The following is an 18,065-nucleotide window of genomic DNA, read 5'->3' as shown; positions in this document are numbered from 1 at the left end:
CCGCTTCAAACGGCCCGGCCAGTTCTGGACGCCCAAAGGCATGCGCCATCTGGCCGCACTCTCCGAGGCACGCCATAATCACCACTGGGATCAACTCTGGTTCACTACCTAATCGGGGGCAGTGTCAAGATGCGCCCGGTGGCGCTTGTCCCACTACATTGGGCTTTGCGTGGGAGGAGTTTTCGATTAGGTTAACCAATCCGATAAAGAGCAGATTTGGGCAGTAGCATGGCGAAAGATTTCATACGTATCGGCGGGGCGCGTGAGCATAATCTCAAGAATCTCACGCTGGCGATCCCGCGCGACAAGCTGGTGGTGGTGACGGGTCTTTCCGGCTCGGGCAAATCCTCGCTGGCGTTTGATACGATTTATGCGGAGGGGCAGCGGAAGTATGTGGAATCTCTCTCGGCTTATGCGCGTCAGTTCTTGGGGCAATTAAGCAAGCCGGACTTGGATTACATTGAAGGGCTTTCACCTACGATCGCCATCGAACAGCGTGGTTCAGGGACGAGTCCGCGTTCCATCATCGCGACGACGACGGAGATTTACGATTACCTACGCCTGATGTATGCGCATGTGGGCCAACCGCATTGTCCAGAGACGGGTGAGCCGATCCGTTCGCAAACGAGCACGGAGATCATTGATCGCATCATGGAGTTACCAGCGCGGACGCGGTTGATGCTGCTGGCACCGGTGGTGCAGAGTGCTAAAGGGGAGTATCGAGATGTGCTGGAGCGATTGGCGCGCGAGGGTTTTGTGCGTGCGCGAGTGGATGGTGAGATCATCGACCTGGCGGCGACGACGAAGCCCAAGCTGGAAGCATCCAAGCGACATACGATCGAGGTGGTGGTGGATCGTCTGGTGATGGATGACAAGGTGCGGGTGCGGTTGGGTGATTCCGTGGAGACAGCCTTGCGCTGGGGTGAAGGCCAGATGCTGGCACTACATCAGCAAGCGACGGATGCGCCGGACAAGTGGACGGAGGTGCTGCATTCCACACGGATGTTCAGCAAGGCGACAGGCAAGAGTTTCGAGAGCCTGACACCGAAGCATTTTTCTTTTAACGCGCCCTTCGGTGCGTGTCCGGTGTGTCATGGACTGGGGCAGAAGATGGTGTTCGATGAAGGGTTGGTGATTCCGGATGCGGACAAGTCCTTGGAAGGTGGTGCGGTGTTGCCGTGGCGGCGTGGAGGCAAGCGGATGGTGGTATATTACAAGGCGTTGTTGAAAGGTCTGGCCACGCATTATGGCGTGAACATGGAGACGCCGTATAAAAGTTTGCCAGAGAGTTTCAAACAAGTGCTGCTGCATGGAACGGGCGAGATGGAGATCAAGTTTCAGTTCTGGCGCGCAGGCAAATCGAGCACGACGGAGAAGGCGTTCGAGGGCGTGCTGAAGAACATGGAACGGCTTTATCAGGAGAGCGAGAGCGAGTTCACGCGCAACCGCCTGAAGGCGTTCATGAGCCCGCAGTATTGCGATGCGTGTGCGGGACGACGGCTCAAGCCGGAGATTCTGGCGGTCACTCTTGGTGGTGCTGAAGCTTCACAGAAATACAAGAAGCACAAGCTGCCGCCGCCTGCGCCGGGGCTTTCCATCATGGATGTGTGCGGATTGTCTGTGGATGATGCGGATGAGTTTTTTGGCGGGCTGAAGCTGACAGAGTTTCAACAGAAGATCGCCGAGGATGTGATCCATGAGGTACGTTCGCGATTGGGTTTCTTGCGTAACGTAGGATTGGGTTACCTCACGCTAGATCGCGAGAGTGGGACGTTGAGCGGTGGTGAGGCGCAACGTATCCGGTTGGCGACGCAGATCGGTGCTGGCTTGGTGGGTGTGTTGTATATCCTCGATGAGCCGAGCATCGGGTTGCATCAGCGAGACAATGAACGGTTGCTGAATACGCTGGTGGGTCTGCGCAATTTGGGTAATTCCGTGATCGTGGTGGAGCATGATGAGGATACCATCCGGCAGGCGGATTATGTTTTGGATCTCGGGCCGGGTGCGGGTGTGCATGGCGGTGAAGTGGTGGCGCAAGGCACGCCAGCGGAAGTGATGGCGAACAGCAAATCACTAACGGGACGTTATCTGAAGGGCGATCTGTCTGTGCCGGTGCCGAAGAAGCGATTGGGGGCGGCCATAAATCGTGGTTGGCTGGAGATTTTTGGAGCTACCGAGAACAACTTGAAGAATGTGGATGCACGCATTCCGTATGGGACATTGACGTGTGTGACGGGTGTATCCGGTTCGGGGAAGAGCACGCTGGTGGATGACATTTTGCGTCGTGCCTTGTTCCGCAAGCTGCATGGCTCGAAGGAAAGGCCGGGAGCGCATCGAGAGCTTCGGGGGGTAGAGCAGATCGATAAGGTGATCGTGATTGATCAGGCACCTATCGGACGCACACCGCGCAGTAATCCAGCGACTTATACGGGGATGTTCAATCATATCCGAGATCTGTTCGCGAAACTGCCATCGTCAAAGGTGCGTGGCTACGATGCGGGACGATTCAGCTTCAATGTGAAGGGCGGGCGCTGCGAGAAATGTCAGGGCGATGGTTTGCTTGAGATCGAGATGCATTTCCTGCCTGCGGTGTACGTGACCTGCGAGGCGTGCAATGGGAAGCGTTACAATCGCGAGACGCTGGAAATCACTTACAAGGGATTGAACATCGCGGATGTGCTGAATCTTACGGTGGACGAGGGTGTGGCGTTTTTCCGGGCGGTGCCACAATTGCTGGATGTCTGCCAGACGCTGGCGGAAGTGGGGTTGGGTTATGTGCGTTTGGGCCAGCAGGCGACGACGTTGAGCGGTGGTGAGGCGCAACGCATCAAGCTGGCGGCAGAGTTGAGTCGCAAATCAACGGGGCGGACGCTGTATATCTTGGATGAACCGACGACCGGTTTGCACTTCCATGATGTGGCTAAATTGCTCGAAGTGCTGTTCAAGTTGCGTGCGACGGGGAATACGTTGCTGATCATCGAGCACAATCTGGATGTCATCAAATGTGCGGATTGGTTGATCGATATGGGACCTGAAGGCGGCAAGGGCGGGGGAACGATTGTGGCGGAAGGCACGCCAGAAACTGTGGCGGCGAATGAACGGAGCCATACGGGAAGATTTTTGAAGAGGCTGCTATCGTAAAGCAGATGGGCAAGAAACTCGCTTGAATAGTGCGAGCGCAAAGCGAATGCTGATTTCGATGTTGAATGTGCGAAAAGAGACGGTGAGCTGGCTGGTGGCTATGTTTACATGGCTGCTGATGGCTGGGCCGTTTTCGCAAATGGTGCAGGCGGCGGATAATTCGGAAGCGCGCAACCTTTTCCGGACGGCAAGCGAGGCGATGGCTGACAAGTCATTCGAACGCGCGGCGGCGGAGTTCAACTTGTTCCTGATCAAGTTTCCCAATTCCGCACGAGTGCCGGAAGCAGCGGTCAGCCTGGCGGAAACATTTTTTATCCTGAAGCAATACGATGATGTGTTGCGTGCGGTGGAAAGCTACCAAAGCAAAGCGGGGGCGATGGCAGATCGTCTGGGTTATCTGAAAGCGCGATCCTTGTGGGAAAAAGGGCAGTTCACTGAATCGGCGCAAGCATGGCGGGCATTATCGGAAACGGAGGCGAAATCACCAGCACGGGCTGAAGCAGTCTATTGGGAGGCATTGGCTCAGTTTCAGCAAAAAGATTGGGGTGGCGTAGTGGAGTCGCTTACCGGAGCGGGAAGGCCTTTTCTCAAGGTTTCTGAAGCTGTGCCGACTGAGCCGTTCGTAGTACGCAGCCGCTTGTTATTGGCGGAGGCGCAACTGGAAAGCAAAGATCTTGCAGGGGCGGAAAAGACGCTGACCTTGCTGGCGGAAGCTGTATTGCCAGCGGAACAAACATGGCAACGGCAACAACTGCTGGTAAGGGTGCAGCGACAGGCCGGAAAGAATGAAGCGGCGTTGCAAACTTCCATCGGTCTGCTCGCCCAGGCGCGGGCTTTGGGCAGGAATGATCTGATCGCGGAGTCTGTCGCGCTGCGCGCTGAATTGTTGCAAACCACCAAGGATTACGATGCAGCATTGGAGACGTGGCAGGTGAATCTGGTGGAGAGCGCAACACCTGCGGAGCGCCGTCGTCAGGCACTATTCGCGGTGATCGATCTGCAGACGGCAAAGGGCAATACTAAGCAGGCACGGGCACAGCTTGATGAGTTTCTCAAAACAAATCCGAATGATCCCGCACAGGGACTGGTGCGGCTGACCTTGGGCGAGCTGGCGCTAAAAGATTATTACCGGTTGAAGACGGTTACAACGATCGACACAAATCTTTTGCAGATATCCAAATCGCAATTCGACACTGTGCTGACCAATGCCGCCGCGAGTAATGTAACGGGGCGGGCTTATCTGGGGCGCGGATGGTATGATTGGGAAATTGGGGCGATGGACGCTGCGCAAAATGATTTCAAGTCGGCAGCAGAATCGCTACCCGAAGGCAGTGATCAGGCGATCGCGCGATTCAAGCTGGCAGATACGCTGTTCTTGAAGGAAGACTTTGACGGAGCTGTGGCGAACTACTCTGCACTGGTCGAACAATATCGCGGCATGGAGAAAGTGCGGGAGGGGTTGCTGGATCAGGCGCTATATCAGCTCGTAAGAGCGGGGTTGAAGCAAGGTCGTGAGGAAGTGGCCACATTTGCACTGGAGCAGTTGCGGGAGTGGTTTCCGGACAGCTTATACAGTGAGAACAGTTTTCTGCTCGTAGGACAGGCTTTGGGACGATCGGGAAAGACTGCGGATGCACGGCAATTGCTGGACGATTTTCTGCAACGCTTCCCGAATTCACCCAAGACACCTGAGATACAGCTGGCCCGGGCGCGCTTGAGCGTGAAGGAGCAGAACTGGCCGGATGCGGTTAACATCTATACGAACTGGCTCGGGCAATTCACGAACAACGCTGCGAAACCGCGGGCTGTCTTCGATCTGGGTTGGTTGCATTTCAAGTCCGGTAATGAAGATGCGGCGCTGAATGTTTATACGAATTTTGTGAATGATTTTCCGACCAATTCACTCGTGCCGCAGGCGCATTTCTGGCTGGCGGAACATTATGAACGGAAGCGAGAGTTCAATTCGGCGGAAACTCATTATCAACTCGTCTATCAGAATACGAATCTGCCCCCGGGGGAGCTTAGTTATCGGGCACGGCTCATGGCTGGTCGCGCGGCATTTTCGCGGCAGGGATACAAGGATGCCGAAGGTTATTTCAAATGGCTGATTACGAACGGGCCGCCGCAGGTGGCTAATTCTTCCATCTCGACACAATTGGTGGCGCAGGCTTATTTCGCCCTGGGTGACACACATCTGGCGGCTCCGACCATTGATCCGTCGCGGCAACTGGATAAGTTCGGCGACGCCATCAACGCCTTCACCTTTATCGAACAGTTCTTCAAGGACACACCGTTGTTTCCGCTGGCATGCAGCAAGATCGCGAGTTGCCATTATCAATATGCGGCACAGACGCAGGATCTGGTGCGCTACGAGAAAGCAATCGAGTATTTCACCGTGGCGATGGAATCTCCGCTGGCTTCCGTGGAGACACGCGGCCTTGCGGAGATCGGTCTGGCGAAGATGAAGGAAAAACAGGCTGAGCTCCCGCAAACCACGGAAGAAGCACGCACGAATTTATGGAAGGCAGCGCTGACGCATTACGAGAATGTGCTATATGGCAAGGGGTTGAGGGATGATGAGCAGATTTCGTCATTTGCCACTGAGCAAGCTGCGATGGAAGGAGCCAAACTGCTGTTGCTAAAACTTAAACGCCCCGAGCAAGCCGTCAGTTTCTATCGGCGTTTAGCGGAGAAGGTGCCGTCCCTCAAAAATGATGTGGAAAAGCGGATCGCGGAACTGGGACCACTGCCTGTTTCAGGCAGACAGTGAAGATCTCTGCTATTCATTTTCCTCTTTCACATCAAATATAAGGCGTGATTCCAGCTTGGTTTGCCGGTTCCGCATTTCCACAGTTTTGACCTGTTTCTTTTTAACATCAAATCCCGTGGGTTTGAAGATCTTCAAGAGCTTGCCGTTCTGGTCATAGGCTTCGGCGAACACTATTCCCAAAGTGTCTTTGTCTATCCACGAGATCACTTTCGAATAAGTTCCGGCAACACTTCCATCATTTTTGCTTTCCAAAACGTAGCAGGCTTGACTGTTTCTCATTTCATGAGCGGTGACGCGTTGATCTTTCCAGCGGAAGAACTCAAGGCCCAGATCGCTGATCCAAAAATCGGAACCCGCAAAAGGAACTCCTGTAGAATTGTGAGCTATGGTTTGGGGTTGCTGATTGGTGCCGCTTTTCACTTCGTAACTGTTTAACTCTCCCGGCGTATGGGTAATGGTTAGAATGACGGAGTCGCTTACGTTTGTGCTGCGGGTTTGATAGATGCTTTTCCATCCTTTGTCGCCCTTGATCAATTTTATCTCGATGGGGATGGATACTTCGGTTCTGCGATCACGCTGGATCTGCAGTGTCGCAGTCATGGAAGAATCTTTTTCTGGTCCCATGGAGCAGATCTCCATAGCCAGGGCTTGTCCTTCCTGCAAAGCTTTATCCGGTGCGTTCTCCGCAAGGGCGATGGAAAGGCTTGTGAAAAGTGCCAGAGAGATGACCGACAACGTTTTCATTTGCTGCGCAGGGCGAAGGGGATGGCTTCCGAGATATGACGGACGAAATGCACCTTCATGCGTTCACGCACTTCCTCCGGCACCTCGGCCCAATCCTTCTGATTTTGTTCGGGCAGGATAAGTTCTTTGATGCGGGATCGCGAGGCGGCGAGCACTTTTTCTTTGATGCCACCCACGGGCAGCACGCGGCCACGCAAGCTGATCTCACCGGTCATCGCTACATCCGAGCGCACGCGACGTCCGAGGAAAAGCGAAGCCAGCGCCATGCTCATCGTGATGCCTGCGCTCGGACCGTCCTTTGGAGTAGCACCGGCAGGCACATGGATGTGGATATCGTTCTTCTCGAGATCCGCCATGTTGATACCCAAACTCTTGGATTGACTGCGCAGATAACTCAAAGCTGTTTGGGCGCTTTCCTTCATCACATCACCTAGTGAACCGGTGAGAATCAAGGCGCCTTTGCCGGGCATCTTGGTGGCCTCAATGAATAGAATGCTGCCACCCACGGGGGTCCATGCGAGGCCCGTAGCGATGCCGCACTCTGTGATATTCTCCGCCGTCTCCTGATGGAAGCGTGCGATGCCGAGGTAATCGTGCAGGTCCGCCGGTTTGATGACCAAGGGCGGATGCTTCACTTGCTCTTCAGCATACTTGCGCGCGGCCTTGCGGACGAGTGCGGCGATCTCCCGTTCCAATTGGCGCAAGCCAGCCTCGCGTGTGTAATCTTGGATGAGACGTGAGACCGTCGTATCCGGAATCTTCACGAGCTTGGGTTTTACACCATGCTCTTCAAGTTGACGCGGAATCAAATGCTTCCGTGTTATCTGGATTTTTTCAGAAAGCGTGTAGCTTGGCAGTTCGATGACTTCCAAGCGATCGCGCAAGGCAGGGTGAATCGGGTCCATCCAGTTCGCCGTGGTGATGAACAGCACTTTGGAAAGATCGAATGGCAAATCCAGATAATGATCTGTGAACGTGCCGTTCTGTTGGGGATCGAGAACTTCGAGCAAAGCGGATGCTGGATCGCCGCGGAAATCAGAGCCGACTTTGTCGATCTCATCCAGCAGGATGACTGGGTTGTTGGATTCCACACGGCGGATGGCTTGCAAGATACGCCCCGGCAACGCGCCGACGTATGTGCGGCGATGCCCGCGAATCTCCGCTTCATCGCGCATGCCACCGAGAGCGATACGGATAAACTTGCGACCTAATGCTTCAGCTACACTGCGGCCTAAGGAAGTTTTACCGACCCCTGGAGGGCCCACGAGGCAGAGCAGGGGACCTTTAAGCGAATGCTTGAGTTTGATGACGGCAAGGAACTCGAGCAAACGCTCCTTGACCTTGTCCAGGCCATGATGATGTTCGTCCAGCAGCTTGCGCGCGGTGGCGAGGTCGATCTGGTCTTCTGTGCCCTTGCTCCAAGGCAGGTTGACTATCCAATCGAGATAATTGCGCGTGACAGTGTATTCCGCCGCGGCAGGAGGAATCGCTTGCAGACGGTCCAGCTCTTTTAGAGCCACTTTCTTCGGCTCTTCCGGAAGATTATTCGCCTCGATCTGTTGGCGCAGATTTTGGATCTCGACCTGATTCGGGTCTGTTTCACCCAGTTCTTTTTGGATGACGCGTATCTGCTCGCGCAGGAAGTAATCACGTTGCGACTTGGACATCGACTCCGCGACTTCCTTCTGAATCTTAGAGCCGATGCTGAGGACTTCCAGTTCGCGGCTGAGCAGGGGAGAAAGTTTTTTGAAGCGTTCCTGGACGGAAGCGGTGGTCAGCAGGTCCTGCCGTTCCGCAAGCGAGATGTTCAAGTTCGCTGCGATAAGATCCGCCAGACGCGTGGGCTTTTCCGTGTTCAGGACGGCGATCTTGACCTGGTCAGAAATCGCAGGGGAGAGGTTGATGATCTCTTGAAATTGCTGATGTGAATGACGTGTGAGCGCGGTCAGTTCGAGGCTTTCCTCTTCCTGGTCTTTTATATGGATGACTTTGGCCTTCAGATAAGGCTCGGAACTTTCAACCTTCTCGATTTCCACGCGGCGGAGACCTTCGACAAGCACCCGGACGGTGTTGTCCGGAAACTTCAACATCTTCAGCACGCGCGCCGCACAACCGATCTTATGCAGGTCTTCCAATACCGGATTTTCCGTCTCCGGTTTGTGCTGGAGGAAAAGGCCGAGGAAACGATCACCACCTACGACATCATCGATGAGCCGGATGCTTTGCGGCGTGTCCACCAGCAAAGGAGCGACCATGCCGGGAAAGAAAACGATGTCTGAAAGCCCGAGGATAGGCAAAGTCTCGGGTAGAGATTTGGCCCCTTGCTTTTGCGTCGATGCCTCGGAGCCCGTGCCCGAGGCGTCGAGGATACTTATTAATTCCGTTTCAGATGACGTCATGCCGTGCCCTAACTCATGGTTAGATGCCGGAACCACCCAATCAGTTCAGAAATAGATCAGCCCTGATGTTTGGAGGAGATGATGATGGTCGTTTTCTTGCGCTCCGCCGACACCGTGGTGGTCGGGACATCGATCCGCAAAAAACCGTTCTGATACGTGGCCTTGGCCTTGGAGAGATCGTAGCCCGGAGGCAGTTCGATGACCGTTTCAAACGGACCGTAATTGATCTCCATCACCAAAAAATTGCATTTGCCATTACGGCACCCATCCGGGCGCTGGCCACTGATCTTGAGGCGGTTTGCCTCCACACTGAGCTCCAGATCCTCACGGCGCATGCCCGCCAGCTCGACCTTGATGACCAGACCCTCTTCCGAAATGTAGACATCCGTGTTCGGCGTCCAGTTGGCCTCCGATGAAGTCTCCGCTCCCGGACGGGTCGTGTTCTTGATGAACTGCACGGCAGAAGTGATCTTATACATGGCGTTTGATGCGTTTAATCTAGCGTTTTAAACCACTTCGCGCAAGGAGCATGATTCAGTTCATTTTTACCGTTATCTGCGGACGTTCCCCTTTGCGCGCGTGATAAATCACAGTGGGTTTGGGAGCGGAAACAGAATTCGTGGAGCAGCCGCATACAGTACCTTTCTTATGACCTAAACGCTTGGGACGCAACCACTGCCAGAGAAATACCCCGGCGGTGCTTGCGACGATCATCAAAGCGATTGGCTGCTGCCAGTCCATATCACAACTTACGTATGCACACCCAAAGCGCAACCGGAAGTTTTCACCGGCTTAAACATCGCAGATCTGCACACCTTGCTTGAGTGAGGCGAGGACATCCGGGCGCTTGGGAATGAATTCTTGAGCTACGAAGCCCTTAAAGCCTGTCTCCATGATGGCCTTCATGATGGCGGGGTAGTAAAGCTCTTGGGATTCATCGATCTCCGCACGGCCAGGAACGCCGCCTGTGTGATAGTGCGCGAAGTATTGGTGATCTTTCTTAATGGTGGTGATGACATCGCCCTCCATGATCTGCATGTGGTAGATATCGTAGAGCAGCTTGAAGTTCTCCGACCCGATCTCTTTGCAAAGCGCGACACCCCACTTCGAGAGATCGCACATGTAATCTTTGTGATTCACCTTGGAGTTCAGGAGTTCCATCACGAGCACTACTTTGTGCTTCTCGGCGATGGGCATAAGGCGCTTCAAACCGATGGCGCAATTCTTCAACCCTTGTTCATCGCTCATGCCTGCACGATTGCCGGAGAAACAGATGAGATTGGTCAAACCGGCGGCAGCAGTGTCCTTGATCTGCTGTTCGTAAGCAGTGAAGAGCGCATCATGATATTCGATGCGGTTAAAGGCTTTCTCAATGCCGCCCACCTTCACATCACCCGCTGTGGTCGTGGGATTGCTGACCATGGCGCAGGTGAGATCATATTTGCGGATGGTGGGGATGTCTTTGGGCTGGAGCAATTCTACGGACTGGATGCCCATGTCCTTCGCGGCTTTGGCAAAATCTTCCAGCGGGATCTTGCCGTAGCACCATTTGCAGACGGAGTGATGAACTCGGCCTTTGAGTTTGCCGGAGGCTTGTTCGGCGGCTGACATGCCGGGTTGCAAAAGAGCCATGCTGGCAAGAGCAGTGGTGCCGAGAGCGGCTTGACGAAAGGCGTCACGACGGGAGATGGGCGTGCTCATGTTTTTTTGAAAATTAGATTGCTCCTATCTTGAGCTAGAGCCGTGCAGGCGTCAATGCGTCAAAAGGAAAACGGCCCGTGATGATGACCACGGGCCGTAAGAAGCACAGCTTTGGTGAACAGCCTAGTCCTTGACGAACAGTGTCCACGCTCCTGAAGGAGTGGTAAGCGTGGTGTTCGTCGGGCCAAGGAGCATGTAGCGGTTTTGCCCTTCCACATGGCCGTCGATGAAGAGGTAGTTCATCGTCTCTTTGCCATGCATCGTATTCGCGTCAGAGGTGTGATCGTTCGCCGTCGGGATCGTGGGCAGCGTTTCAGCACTGGCCCAGTTGCACGAGGCGTTGTGATACTCGGTCACCTGGATGGTGTCCACGCCGGACATGATGGCCCCTTCACGAAGCGCAGGAATGTTCTTGGGAACATTCAGGTAGTTCGAGGGGGGGCCGGCGGTCTTGCCGCCCGTAGGCCAGCCGTTCGTGGTCGTGGCACCGATCTGCCATGAAGCCCAGGTCCAGTGCAAACCGGAACCGGTCTTGGCAGCGGTGTTCACTGGAGTGTTCGTGGTGGACATCACGTACTTGGGGGGCGCGTAGCTGCGGCGAATGCCCGTAGGAGACAAGCCGACCCAACCCGTGGTCAGCGGGATCTTGTCTGATGGGCATTGCAGCATCTTGGGCATTTTGTTCCATGTCTTCAGACCGTGGCTGGACATTTCGGTGATGGTTTGAGTGCCGCCGATGTAACCGTCAATCAGGTCATCCCAAGCAAAGCCACCCGAGACATAGTGGATGGAGCCGTAAGGCATTTTGTCCTGATTGTCGCTTTGGTAGATCTTATAGCCGGCACCGATTTGCTTGAGGTTGTTCACGCATTGCGTGGATTGCGCCTTTTGCTTTGCCTTGGCCAGCGCAGGCAGCAGCATTCCGGCAAGAATGGCGATGATGGCGATGACCACCAGTAGCTCGATCAGCGTGAAGCCGCGACGGAGCGGCAGGGAGGTGAGTTTTTTGAGGCGATGAAGAGTGAATGATTTCATTTGGCGAATAAATTTTTTAGAGGTTCTCCAGCCGTACTTCGAGCCTGCTCAGGTCGATGATGTACTTCTTTCCAGCGGGGGCGACTGGTACTTTGGCGAGGATTTTGCGGTCCACCAATGGCTGAAAATCGCTGATGGCTGGCGCACTGGAGTCTCCATAAAAGAGCTGCAATGCGTAAGTCAGGCGTTGCGTTTCATCCAAGTGGGCTACGCCGTTGTCCAGTGCAGATGATGCCGGGGCTTCCTGGACGGGGGCCATGGAAGCAGAGGCAGCAGCCGTGGGTGGTGCGACCACTGGAGGGGCGGAGGCGGTTTGAACTCCACCAGTGACATCGAATGCCGCTTGAGGAGCCGGTGTGGCAGGGGGTGCCATGAGTGATGCTTCGTCTTCTTTGGAGGAGCAGGCGGTAAGCATCAGTGCCGCCATGCCGAGCATTTTCAATGAGGTTTTCATAGCGTGATCTAATTGCGACCACGATTCACAACAGGTGGTCACAGTCTTTGCGACCGCAACCGGTAGTATGCTTAGCAACCGTGATGCCAGCCCCGTAGTGCCCGGTATTTATGGCCGTATTTGCGCGGATTTGCGCATCGCTCGATGGGAAAAGAAGTGTTGCGCTGCTCAATACTGAACAGTTTGGAAACTTTTGATGTGCCGCTGCTGTATTGTTTGGAACAAACGGAGGAATTGGAAAATTTTGTCGTGAACCAGAATCTTGCAAAGCGAACGATTAATTTTTTTGTCCCAAAAAATGATGAAGGCCGCACGAGGATTATTCGTGCGGCCAGGTCAAAAATCGTCTTTCGCCTAACTATGTACTACTGGTCAGTTTTTCTGACCATGCTTGTTCGCTTTATCCAAGGCCGCGCTGAACCAGTCATTGCCTTTCGGCGGTGCTGGTTTTGATTGCGGACGGAAACCGCCTTGGGGACGAGGTGCTGCAGGTGATGTGCGATTATTCTGACTGCTGCCACCCAGCTCCGGATTCGCTTTCATGGAAAGCGAGATGCGTTTGCGTGGAAGGTCCACTTCGGTGACGGTGACCATGACTTTCTGCTGGACCTTCACGATCTCTGCCGGGTCTTTCACGAATTTGTCCGCAAGCTGACTGACATGCACGAGGCCATCCTGATGCACGCCGATATCTACGAATGCCCCGAAAGCGGTCACATTTGTCACGATGCCGGGCAGTTTCATGCCCGGCTTCAAATCTTCCATCTTCTCCACGCCTTCTTGGAAGGCGAAGACCTCGAAGCGTTGGCGCGGATCGCGGCCCGGCTTGGCCAACTCCTCCATGATGTCCTTGAGCGTAGGCAGTCCGACGGTTTCGGTGACATACTTGTCTAACTTGATACGGTTACGCAGCGCGCTATCGCGCAGCAGGGCATTCACATCGCAGTTTAAGTCCTTGGCCATGGCATCGACGATACCGTAGCTCTCGGGGTGGACTGCACTGGTGTCCAGGGGATGACCACCATCACGGATGCGCAAGAACCCGGCAGCCTGTTCAAAGGCTTTAGGGCCGAGGCGTGGAACATTCTGCAGGTCCAAGCGAGATTTGAACGGTCCGTTCTCGTTACGATAGGTAACGATGCTGGCGGCCAGTGAAGGGCCCAGACCGGAGACGTAGCTGAGCAATTGTTTGCTGGCAGTGTTCAGTTCTACACCTACGCCGTTCACACAACTCATCACGACGTCGTCCAAGCCACGCTTGAGGGCGGCTTGATCCACATCATGCTGGTATTGACCCACGCCGATGGACTTCGGATCTAGCTTCACCAGTTCCGCCAGGGGGTCCATGAGGCGGCGGCCGATGGAGACGGAACCGCGCACGGTCACGTCCTCATTCGGAAACTCTTCACGGGCGACATCGGAAGCAGAATAGATGGAGGCACCGCTCTCATTCACCATCACGATAGGGATGGAAGCCGGCAGGCCGAGCTTGCGGACGAACGTTTCCGTTTCGCGTCCTGCCGTGCCATTGCCGATGGCGATGGCCTCGATCTCATGTTGCTTCACCAAACCCAAGACGGTAGTCGCCGCTTCACTGATCTGCTTGGAAGAAGCCGCGGTGGGGTAGATGACCTCATGATGGAGTAACTTGCCCTGACGATCTAGCACCACGACTTTGCAACCGGTGCGGAAGCCGGGATCAATGGCCAAGGTATTCTTACGCCCTAACGGAGCAGCAAGCAGCAGTTCGCGCAGGTTCTCGGCGAACACGCGGATAGCTTCGATGTCCGCCTTCTTTTTGGACTCGATACGCAACTCCGCCTCAATGGCGAAACCGAGGAGACGCTTATAACTATCCTGCACCGCAAGGCGAATCTGTTCGCCCGCGGGTTTGCCGGGGGCATTGACGAAGAGGGGTTCGAGCAAGAGCAGGGCGCTTTCCTCGGGTGGCGTCATGCGGACGATGAGGAAACCTTCCGTCTCACCACGTCGGATAGCCAGCAAGCGATGGCTGGGAATCGTCGCGATGGGTTCGCTCCAATCGAAGTAATCTTTGAACTTCGCGGCGGCTTCTTTCTTATCCGACATCACCTTGGAGCGGATAGTCGCCTGACTCCAATAAAGCGCACGCAGCTTGGCGCGGGCCTCGGCGTCATCACTGATACGCTCCGCTATGATATCACGCGCGCCCAGCAAAGCAGCGGCTACGTCTTTGATCTCTTTGGACGGATTAACAAATGGCTCGGCAGCTTTCAGCGGATCAAGCGTGGCTTGTTGGTCGAAGAGTTGATCGGCGAGCGGTTCCAGTCCCGCTTCTTTTGCGATGATGGCGCGGGTGCGGCGCTTGGGGCGGTAGGGCAGGTAGATATCTTCCAAAGTGCTGAGCGTCTCCGCTTTCAACACGGCATCTTTCAGGTAATCCGAGAGCAGGCTGCGTTCTTCGAGGGATTTGATGATGGCATCGCGGCGCTGGTCCAGTTCCACAAGGCTGTTCATCCGTTCGCGGATGTTCGTGATGGCGACTTCATCCAACGAGCCCGTGGCTTCCTTGCGGTAACGGGAGATGAAAGGGACGGTGGCTCCTTCGCCCAGCAGCTTGGCGGTGGCGGCGACCTGGCGCGTCTGGAGTTTCAGCTCGGACGCGATTTTAGCAACATACTTCTCGTTCATGTAAAAGAAAGGCGGGTGGTGTAGCGGAGGCAGGAACAAAACTCAACCGTGAAGGAAGAATTATTGAGACGACTTGAGATCGGAATAAAAATTTCTCGCCTCCTGTTCAGCCGCTTTCTTGTTGGGCGCTTTCAATGTGCCAAGGTGGCGATACCCGTGATGATAGAGATGATTGATGCGCCATGCATTTCCCAATGTGCCAAAGACCAGCATCAAGGCAAACAGCCCAATGACTGACACGGCTGGCTGACTTGGGAAAAGAAACCCTGCTGCAACTGTCCCGCTGATGCCAATCATGCCGGGGATGTGAAGTCCCTGCGTCAGAGCCCAGAATCCTTGAAAAAGAAATGCACCGAAATGAAAGCCTTCCTTCACCGGCTCTACGAAACCATCTGGGCCGCGACAGATTTGCCAGGAAGTCATTGGTTTATGGAATCATATCCTCCAGAAGGATACTGTATTCATGCACCGCATCATCGCGTTTCACTTTAATTAGCAGCTTGCTTCCTGCGGGTTGGGTCAGGAATGACTCGGGATTTGACTGAGGCTGGCTGAAATCCGAGCCATTGATGGAGATAAGGATGTCTCCGGTTTTCAAACCTGCCTTGTGGGCTGGAGAATTTTCCAATACTTGGGCAATCCGTCCAACCGGCTGCTTCAGCGGAAAAACCGCGCCGAGCCTATTGTGTTGGGGCAGGGGAGAAATAGTGTGCGTCAGCACTTCCCTGGCGCTGCGATTGACGATCATGCGCAGATGCTGCAAGCCGCGCATACCTATGGTAGCGATGAATTCCTTTCCATCGGTGCCGATGGCTTTGCCATCTTTCGCTTCCGGGATAGGGCCTATATCTACATCCCGCAGCATTAAATCACCAAGGCGGTATTCGGCTGCGTAAGCCAGTTCATGTGCCATCGTTTCGCCCACGGCATAGCGATAGCTGGCCAAGGTCACGCCTGCTTTCGGATTCTGCATCTTCCAGGCTTCCCACAATTTTGAGGAGATCCTGAGCCCGATCGGAGAACCCGTATCCACAAATACTCTGCCTAGCGGTTTACTCTCCTCCGTCACCGTGAAAAACAGCTGTGTGGAGTTTGTATCCAATGGCCAACTTTGCCAGCCTGCATCCGGCAGTTTCGTGACGCTGCGGATACGCCGCACTTCGGCATCGATGTAAAACGGGTTGTCTCCCAAGGTCATCCATCCCAGTACGCCATCGAATTCTCCCGGAGCAGGGAAGGGCAGGATAGGGAGCTTGGTGCTGCCGCTTTTACCGAGGAGCGTCACCTCCACGTGGCGGGTAAGTCCTATGGAGACATCATGTCCAGCAATCTTGGCCATGCGGTTTGTCTCACTGACGAGCCCAAGACGGTTTGTCGAACTGGCGAAGAGCGAAGTAAATGAGGCGCCCGTATCAAAGAGCAATCGCGCGGGCTGTTTATCTATCTGAGTCTCTATGGAAATCCGCTGGTCAGGAGCTTGATTGGCTGCAGGTTGCGATTCCGCTGCCATGGCAGAATGGCACAGGCCAGCTACCAACCCCCATCCAGCAATAATGCCTGTAAATTTCCTCACCATGTTTTTTCGCTCGCCTGCAAATGACCAAAAGCCGGGGTTTTCGTCAAACCGGAAGCATGGTTTTAGTCTCATGACTTTTTACGTGCGTTTCTCCGGTTCCGTCCCTATGTTCGCGGTCCATTTTATGGCTACTCTGAAACCGTTTGCTGCCCTGCGTCCGAAACCTGAACTGGCTGCCCAAATCTGCGAGCTGCCCTATGACGTGATGTCCTCCGAAGAGGCGCGCGAGATGGCGGCGGGGAATCCGCTCAGCTTCCTGCACGTGAGCAAGCCGGAGATCGACCTGGCTCCCGGCACGGACCTCTACTCAGCGCCGGTGTATGCGAAGGGCGCGGAGAACTTCGCCAAGATGATCGCCAGCGGTGCCTTGGTGCAGGACAAGCAGCCGTGCTTCTACCTGTATCGCCAGATCATGGGCGGGCATAGCCAGACCGGATTGGTGGCTGCGGCGAGCTGCCAGGAGTATCTGGATGGAGTGATCAAAAAGCATGAGTTCACGCGGCCGGACAAGGAAGATGATCGCGTGCGGCATATCGAAACGTTGAACTCCCAGACGGGGCCGGTGTTCCTGACCTATAAGGCGGTGGCGGCGCTTGATGTGCTGGTGGCGAAGAAGACGGCGCAAGCACCGAACATCGACATCACGGCGAAGGATGGTGTGCGGCATACGGCGTGGGTGATCGATGACGCAGAGACGATCCAGTTCATCGAGGCGGAGTTCGCGAAGATCCCGTATCTCTACATCGCGGACGGGCATCATCGCAGTGCGGCAGCGGGGCGGGTGTTCACCTCGCGCAAAGGGGCCGGGCACAGTGATGGGTTCCTGACGGTGATCTTCCCGCATAACCAGATGCAGATTTTGCCTTATAACCGGGTGTTGAAGGAGATGAATGGTAACACGGTGGAACAGCTCATGGAGAAGCTGGACAAGGTGTTCATCATCACGCCGAAGGGGGCGGCCAAGCCGACGCGCAAGCATGAGCTGGGCTTCTTCATCGGCGGTCAATGGTACACGCTGCATTTCCGTCCGCACTTCGCGGCGACGAATGATCCGATCGAGAAGCTGGATGTGACGCTTTTGCAGAAGTATGTGCTGGCGCCGATCTTCGGCATCGACGACCCGCGCACGAGCAAGAAGATCAATTTCGTAGGTGGCATCCGCGGCACGGCGGAGCTGGAAAAACTGGTGAATAGCGGCGAGTATGCCTGCGCTTTCAGCATGTTCCCGACGAGCATCGAGGATCTGATGACCATCGCGGATGCGGGTGGCATCATGCCGCCGAAGAGCACGTGGTTCGAGCCGAAGCTGCGCGACGCGATGTTCTGCCACATGATTTGAGCCGGTTGCACCGGCGGGCCAATATCGGGAAATTATGGGGCGAGACGGCTTTACAACCGCTCTCGCCCTTCGAACTTCACTCCTCGCCCCTTGCATGGGCGCATCTTGACACTGCCCCCGATTAGGTAGTGAACCAGAGTTGATCCCAGTGGTGATTATGGCGTGCCTCGGAGAGTGCGGCCAGATGGCGCATGCCTTTGGGCGTCCAGAACTGGCCGGGCCGTTTGAAGCGGCAC

The 18,065-nt window shown here is 55.1% G+C and carries 13 protein-coding genes; 3 read left to right on the top strand and 10 right to left on the bottom strand.

What is annotated here, in order from left to right; all coding sequences use genetic code 11:
* Positions 1-228 precede the first annotated feature (228 nt).
* Together uvrA and VGH19_07870 are read left to right on the top strand one after the other, a co-directional pair.
* Positions 229-3,141, top strand: coding sequence for an excinuclease ABC subunit UvrA (gene uvrA / locus VGH19_07875; protein HEY1171267.1), 2,913 nt, complete (start codon positions 229-231; stop codon positions 3,139-3,141).
* A 46-nt stretch (positions 3,142-3,187) separates the two neighbouring features.
* On the top strand, positions 3,188-5,911 hold the full coding sequence (locus VGH19_07870) for a tetratricopeptide repeat protein (GenBank protein HEY1171266.1): 2,724 nt from the start codon (positions 3,188-3,190) through the stop codon (positions 5,909-5,911).
* Between the two features lie 9 nt (positions 5,912-5,920).
* Here the strand turns inward: VGH19_07870 and VGH19_07865 are convergent, their stop codons facing one another.
* From VGH19_07865 to VGH19_07820, 10 genes are all read right to left on the bottom strand, one after another.
* Complete coding sequence (locus VGH19_07865; GenBank protein HEY1171265.1) at positions 5,921-6,655, bottom strand: outer membrane lipoprotein-sorting protein; 735 nt, start codon at positions 6,653-6,655, stop codon at positions 5,921-5,923.
* Positions 6,652-9,054 (bottom strand): endopeptidase La, encoded by a 2,403-nt coding sequence (gene lon, locus VGH19_07860; protein HEY1171264.1) that lies wholly within the window; start codon positions 9,052-9,054, stop codon positions 6,652-6,654. Before lon ends, VGH19_07865 begins: the two co-directional genes overlap by 4 nt.
* A gap of 56 nt (positions 9,055-9,110) precedes the next feature.
* A complete protein-coding gene (locus tag VGH19_07855; GenBank protein HEY1171263.1) occupies positions 9,111-9,533 on the bottom strand; it encodes an Hsp20/alpha crystallin family protein in 423 nt (140 codons plus the stop codon).
* Between the two features lie 55 nt (positions 9,534-9,588).
* Positions 9,589-9,795 (bottom strand): hypothetical protein, encoded by a 207-nt coding sequence (locus VGH19_07850; GenBank protein ID HEY1171262.1) that lies wholly within the window; start codon positions 9,793-9,795, stop codon positions 9,589-9,591.
* 51 nt (positions 9,796-9,846) lie between these two features.
* Positions 9,847-10,755 (bottom strand): TIM barrel protein, encoded by a 909-nt coding sequence (locus tag VGH19_07845; protein HEY1171261.1) that lies wholly within the window; start codon positions 10,753-10,755, stop codon positions 9,847-9,849.
* A gap of 123 nt (positions 10,756-10,878) precedes the next feature.
* Positions 10,879-11,790, bottom strand: coding sequence for a type II secretion system protein (locus VGH19_07840; protein ID HEY1171260.1), 912 nt, complete (start codon positions 11,788-11,790; stop codon positions 10,879-10,881).
* A 16-nt stretch (positions 11,791-11,806) separates the two neighbouring features.
* Entirely contained in the window at positions 11,807-12,244 is a 438-nt protein-coding gene (locus tag VGH19_07835; protein ID HEY1171259.1) for a hypothetical protein, read from the bottom strand.
* A gap of 372 nt (positions 12,245-12,616) precedes the next feature.
* Positions 12,617-14,914 (bottom strand): Tex family protein, encoded by a 2,298-nt coding sequence (locus tag VGH19_07830; protein HEY1171258.1) that lies wholly within the window; start codon positions 14,912-14,914, stop codon positions 12,617-12,619.
* Between the two features lie 60 nt (positions 14,915-14,974).
* Positions 14,975-15,289 (bottom strand): hypothetical protein, encoded by a 315-nt coding sequence (locus VGH19_07825; protein HEY1171257.1) that lies wholly within the window; start codon positions 15,287-15,289, stop codon positions 14,975-14,977.
* A gap of 52 nt (positions 15,290-15,341) precedes the next feature.
* The gene (locus VGH19_07820; GenBank protein HEY1171256.1) at positions 15,342-16,562 is read right to left on the bottom strand and encodes an aspartyl protease family protein; all 1,221 of its coding nucleotides are present in this window, start codon (positions 16,560-16,562) and stop codon (positions 15,342-15,344) included.
* Positions 16,563-16,614: 52 nt separating this feature from the next.
* On the opposite strand from VGH19_07820, the gene VGH19_07815 reads away from it, so the two are divergent.
* The gene (locus tag VGH19_07815) at positions 16,615-17,829 is read left to right on the top strand and encodes a DUF1015 family protein (protein ID HEY1171255.1); all 1,215 of its coding nucleotides are present in this window, start codon (positions 16,615-16,617) and stop codon (positions 17,827-17,829) included.
* Positions 17,830-18,065: the final 236 nt, after the last annotated feature.

Source organism: Verrucomicrobiia bacterium, assembly GCA_036405135.1.
GTDB lineage: Bacteria > Verrucomicrobiota > Verrucomicrobiia > Limisphaerales > JAEYXS01 > JAEYXS01.
The sequence above is the reverse complement of the archived record's forward strand: the minus strand, read 5'-3'. Positions and strand labels throughout refer to the sequence as shown.

Coding starts and splice junctions, on each gene's coding strand:
- uvrA (HEY1171267.1), top strand. CDS start 229: ATGGCGAAAGATTTCATACGTATCGGCGGGGCGCGTGAGCATAATCTC.
- VGH19_07870 (HEY1171266.1), top strand. CDS start 3,188: ATGCTGATTTCGATGTTGAATGTGCGAAAAGAGACGGTGAGCTGGCTG.
- VGH19_07865 (HEY1171265.1), bottom strand. CDS start 6,655: ATGAAAACGTTGTCGGTCATCTCTCTGGCACTTTTCACAAGCCTTTCC.
- lon (HEY1171264.1), bottom strand. CDS start 9,054: ATGACGTCATCTGAAACGGAATTAATAAGTATCCTCGACGCCTCGGGC.
- VGH19_07855 (HEY1171263.1), bottom strand. CDS start 9,533: ATGTATAAGATCACTTCTGCCGTGCAGTTCATCAAGAACACGACCCGT.
- VGH19_07850 (HEY1171262.1), bottom strand. CDS start 9,795: ATGGACTGGCAGCAGCCAATCGCTTTGATGATCGTCGCAAGCACCGCC.
- VGH19_07845 (HEY1171261.1), bottom strand. CDS start 10,755: ATGAGCACGCCCATCTCCCGTCGTGACGCCTTTCGTCAAGCCGCTCTC.
- VGH19_07840 (HEY1171260.1), bottom strand. CDS start 11,790: ATGAAATCATTCACTCTTCATCGCCTCAAAAAACTCACCTCCCTGCCG.
- VGH19_07835 (HEY1171259.1), bottom strand. CDS start 12,244: ATGAAAACCTCATTGAAAATGCTCGGCATGGCGGCACTGATGCTTACC.
- VGH19_07830 (HEY1171258.1), bottom strand. CDS start 14,914: ATGAACGAGAAGTATGTTGCTAAAATCGCGTCCGAGCTGAAACTCCAG.
- VGH19_07820 (HEY1171256.1), bottom strand. CDS start 16,562: ATGAGACTAAAACCATGCTTCCGGTTTGACGAAAACCCCGGCTTTTGG.
- VGH19_07815 (HEY1171255.1), top strand. CDS start 16,615: ATGGCTACTCTGAAACCGTTTGCTGCCCTGCGTCCGAAACCTGAACTG.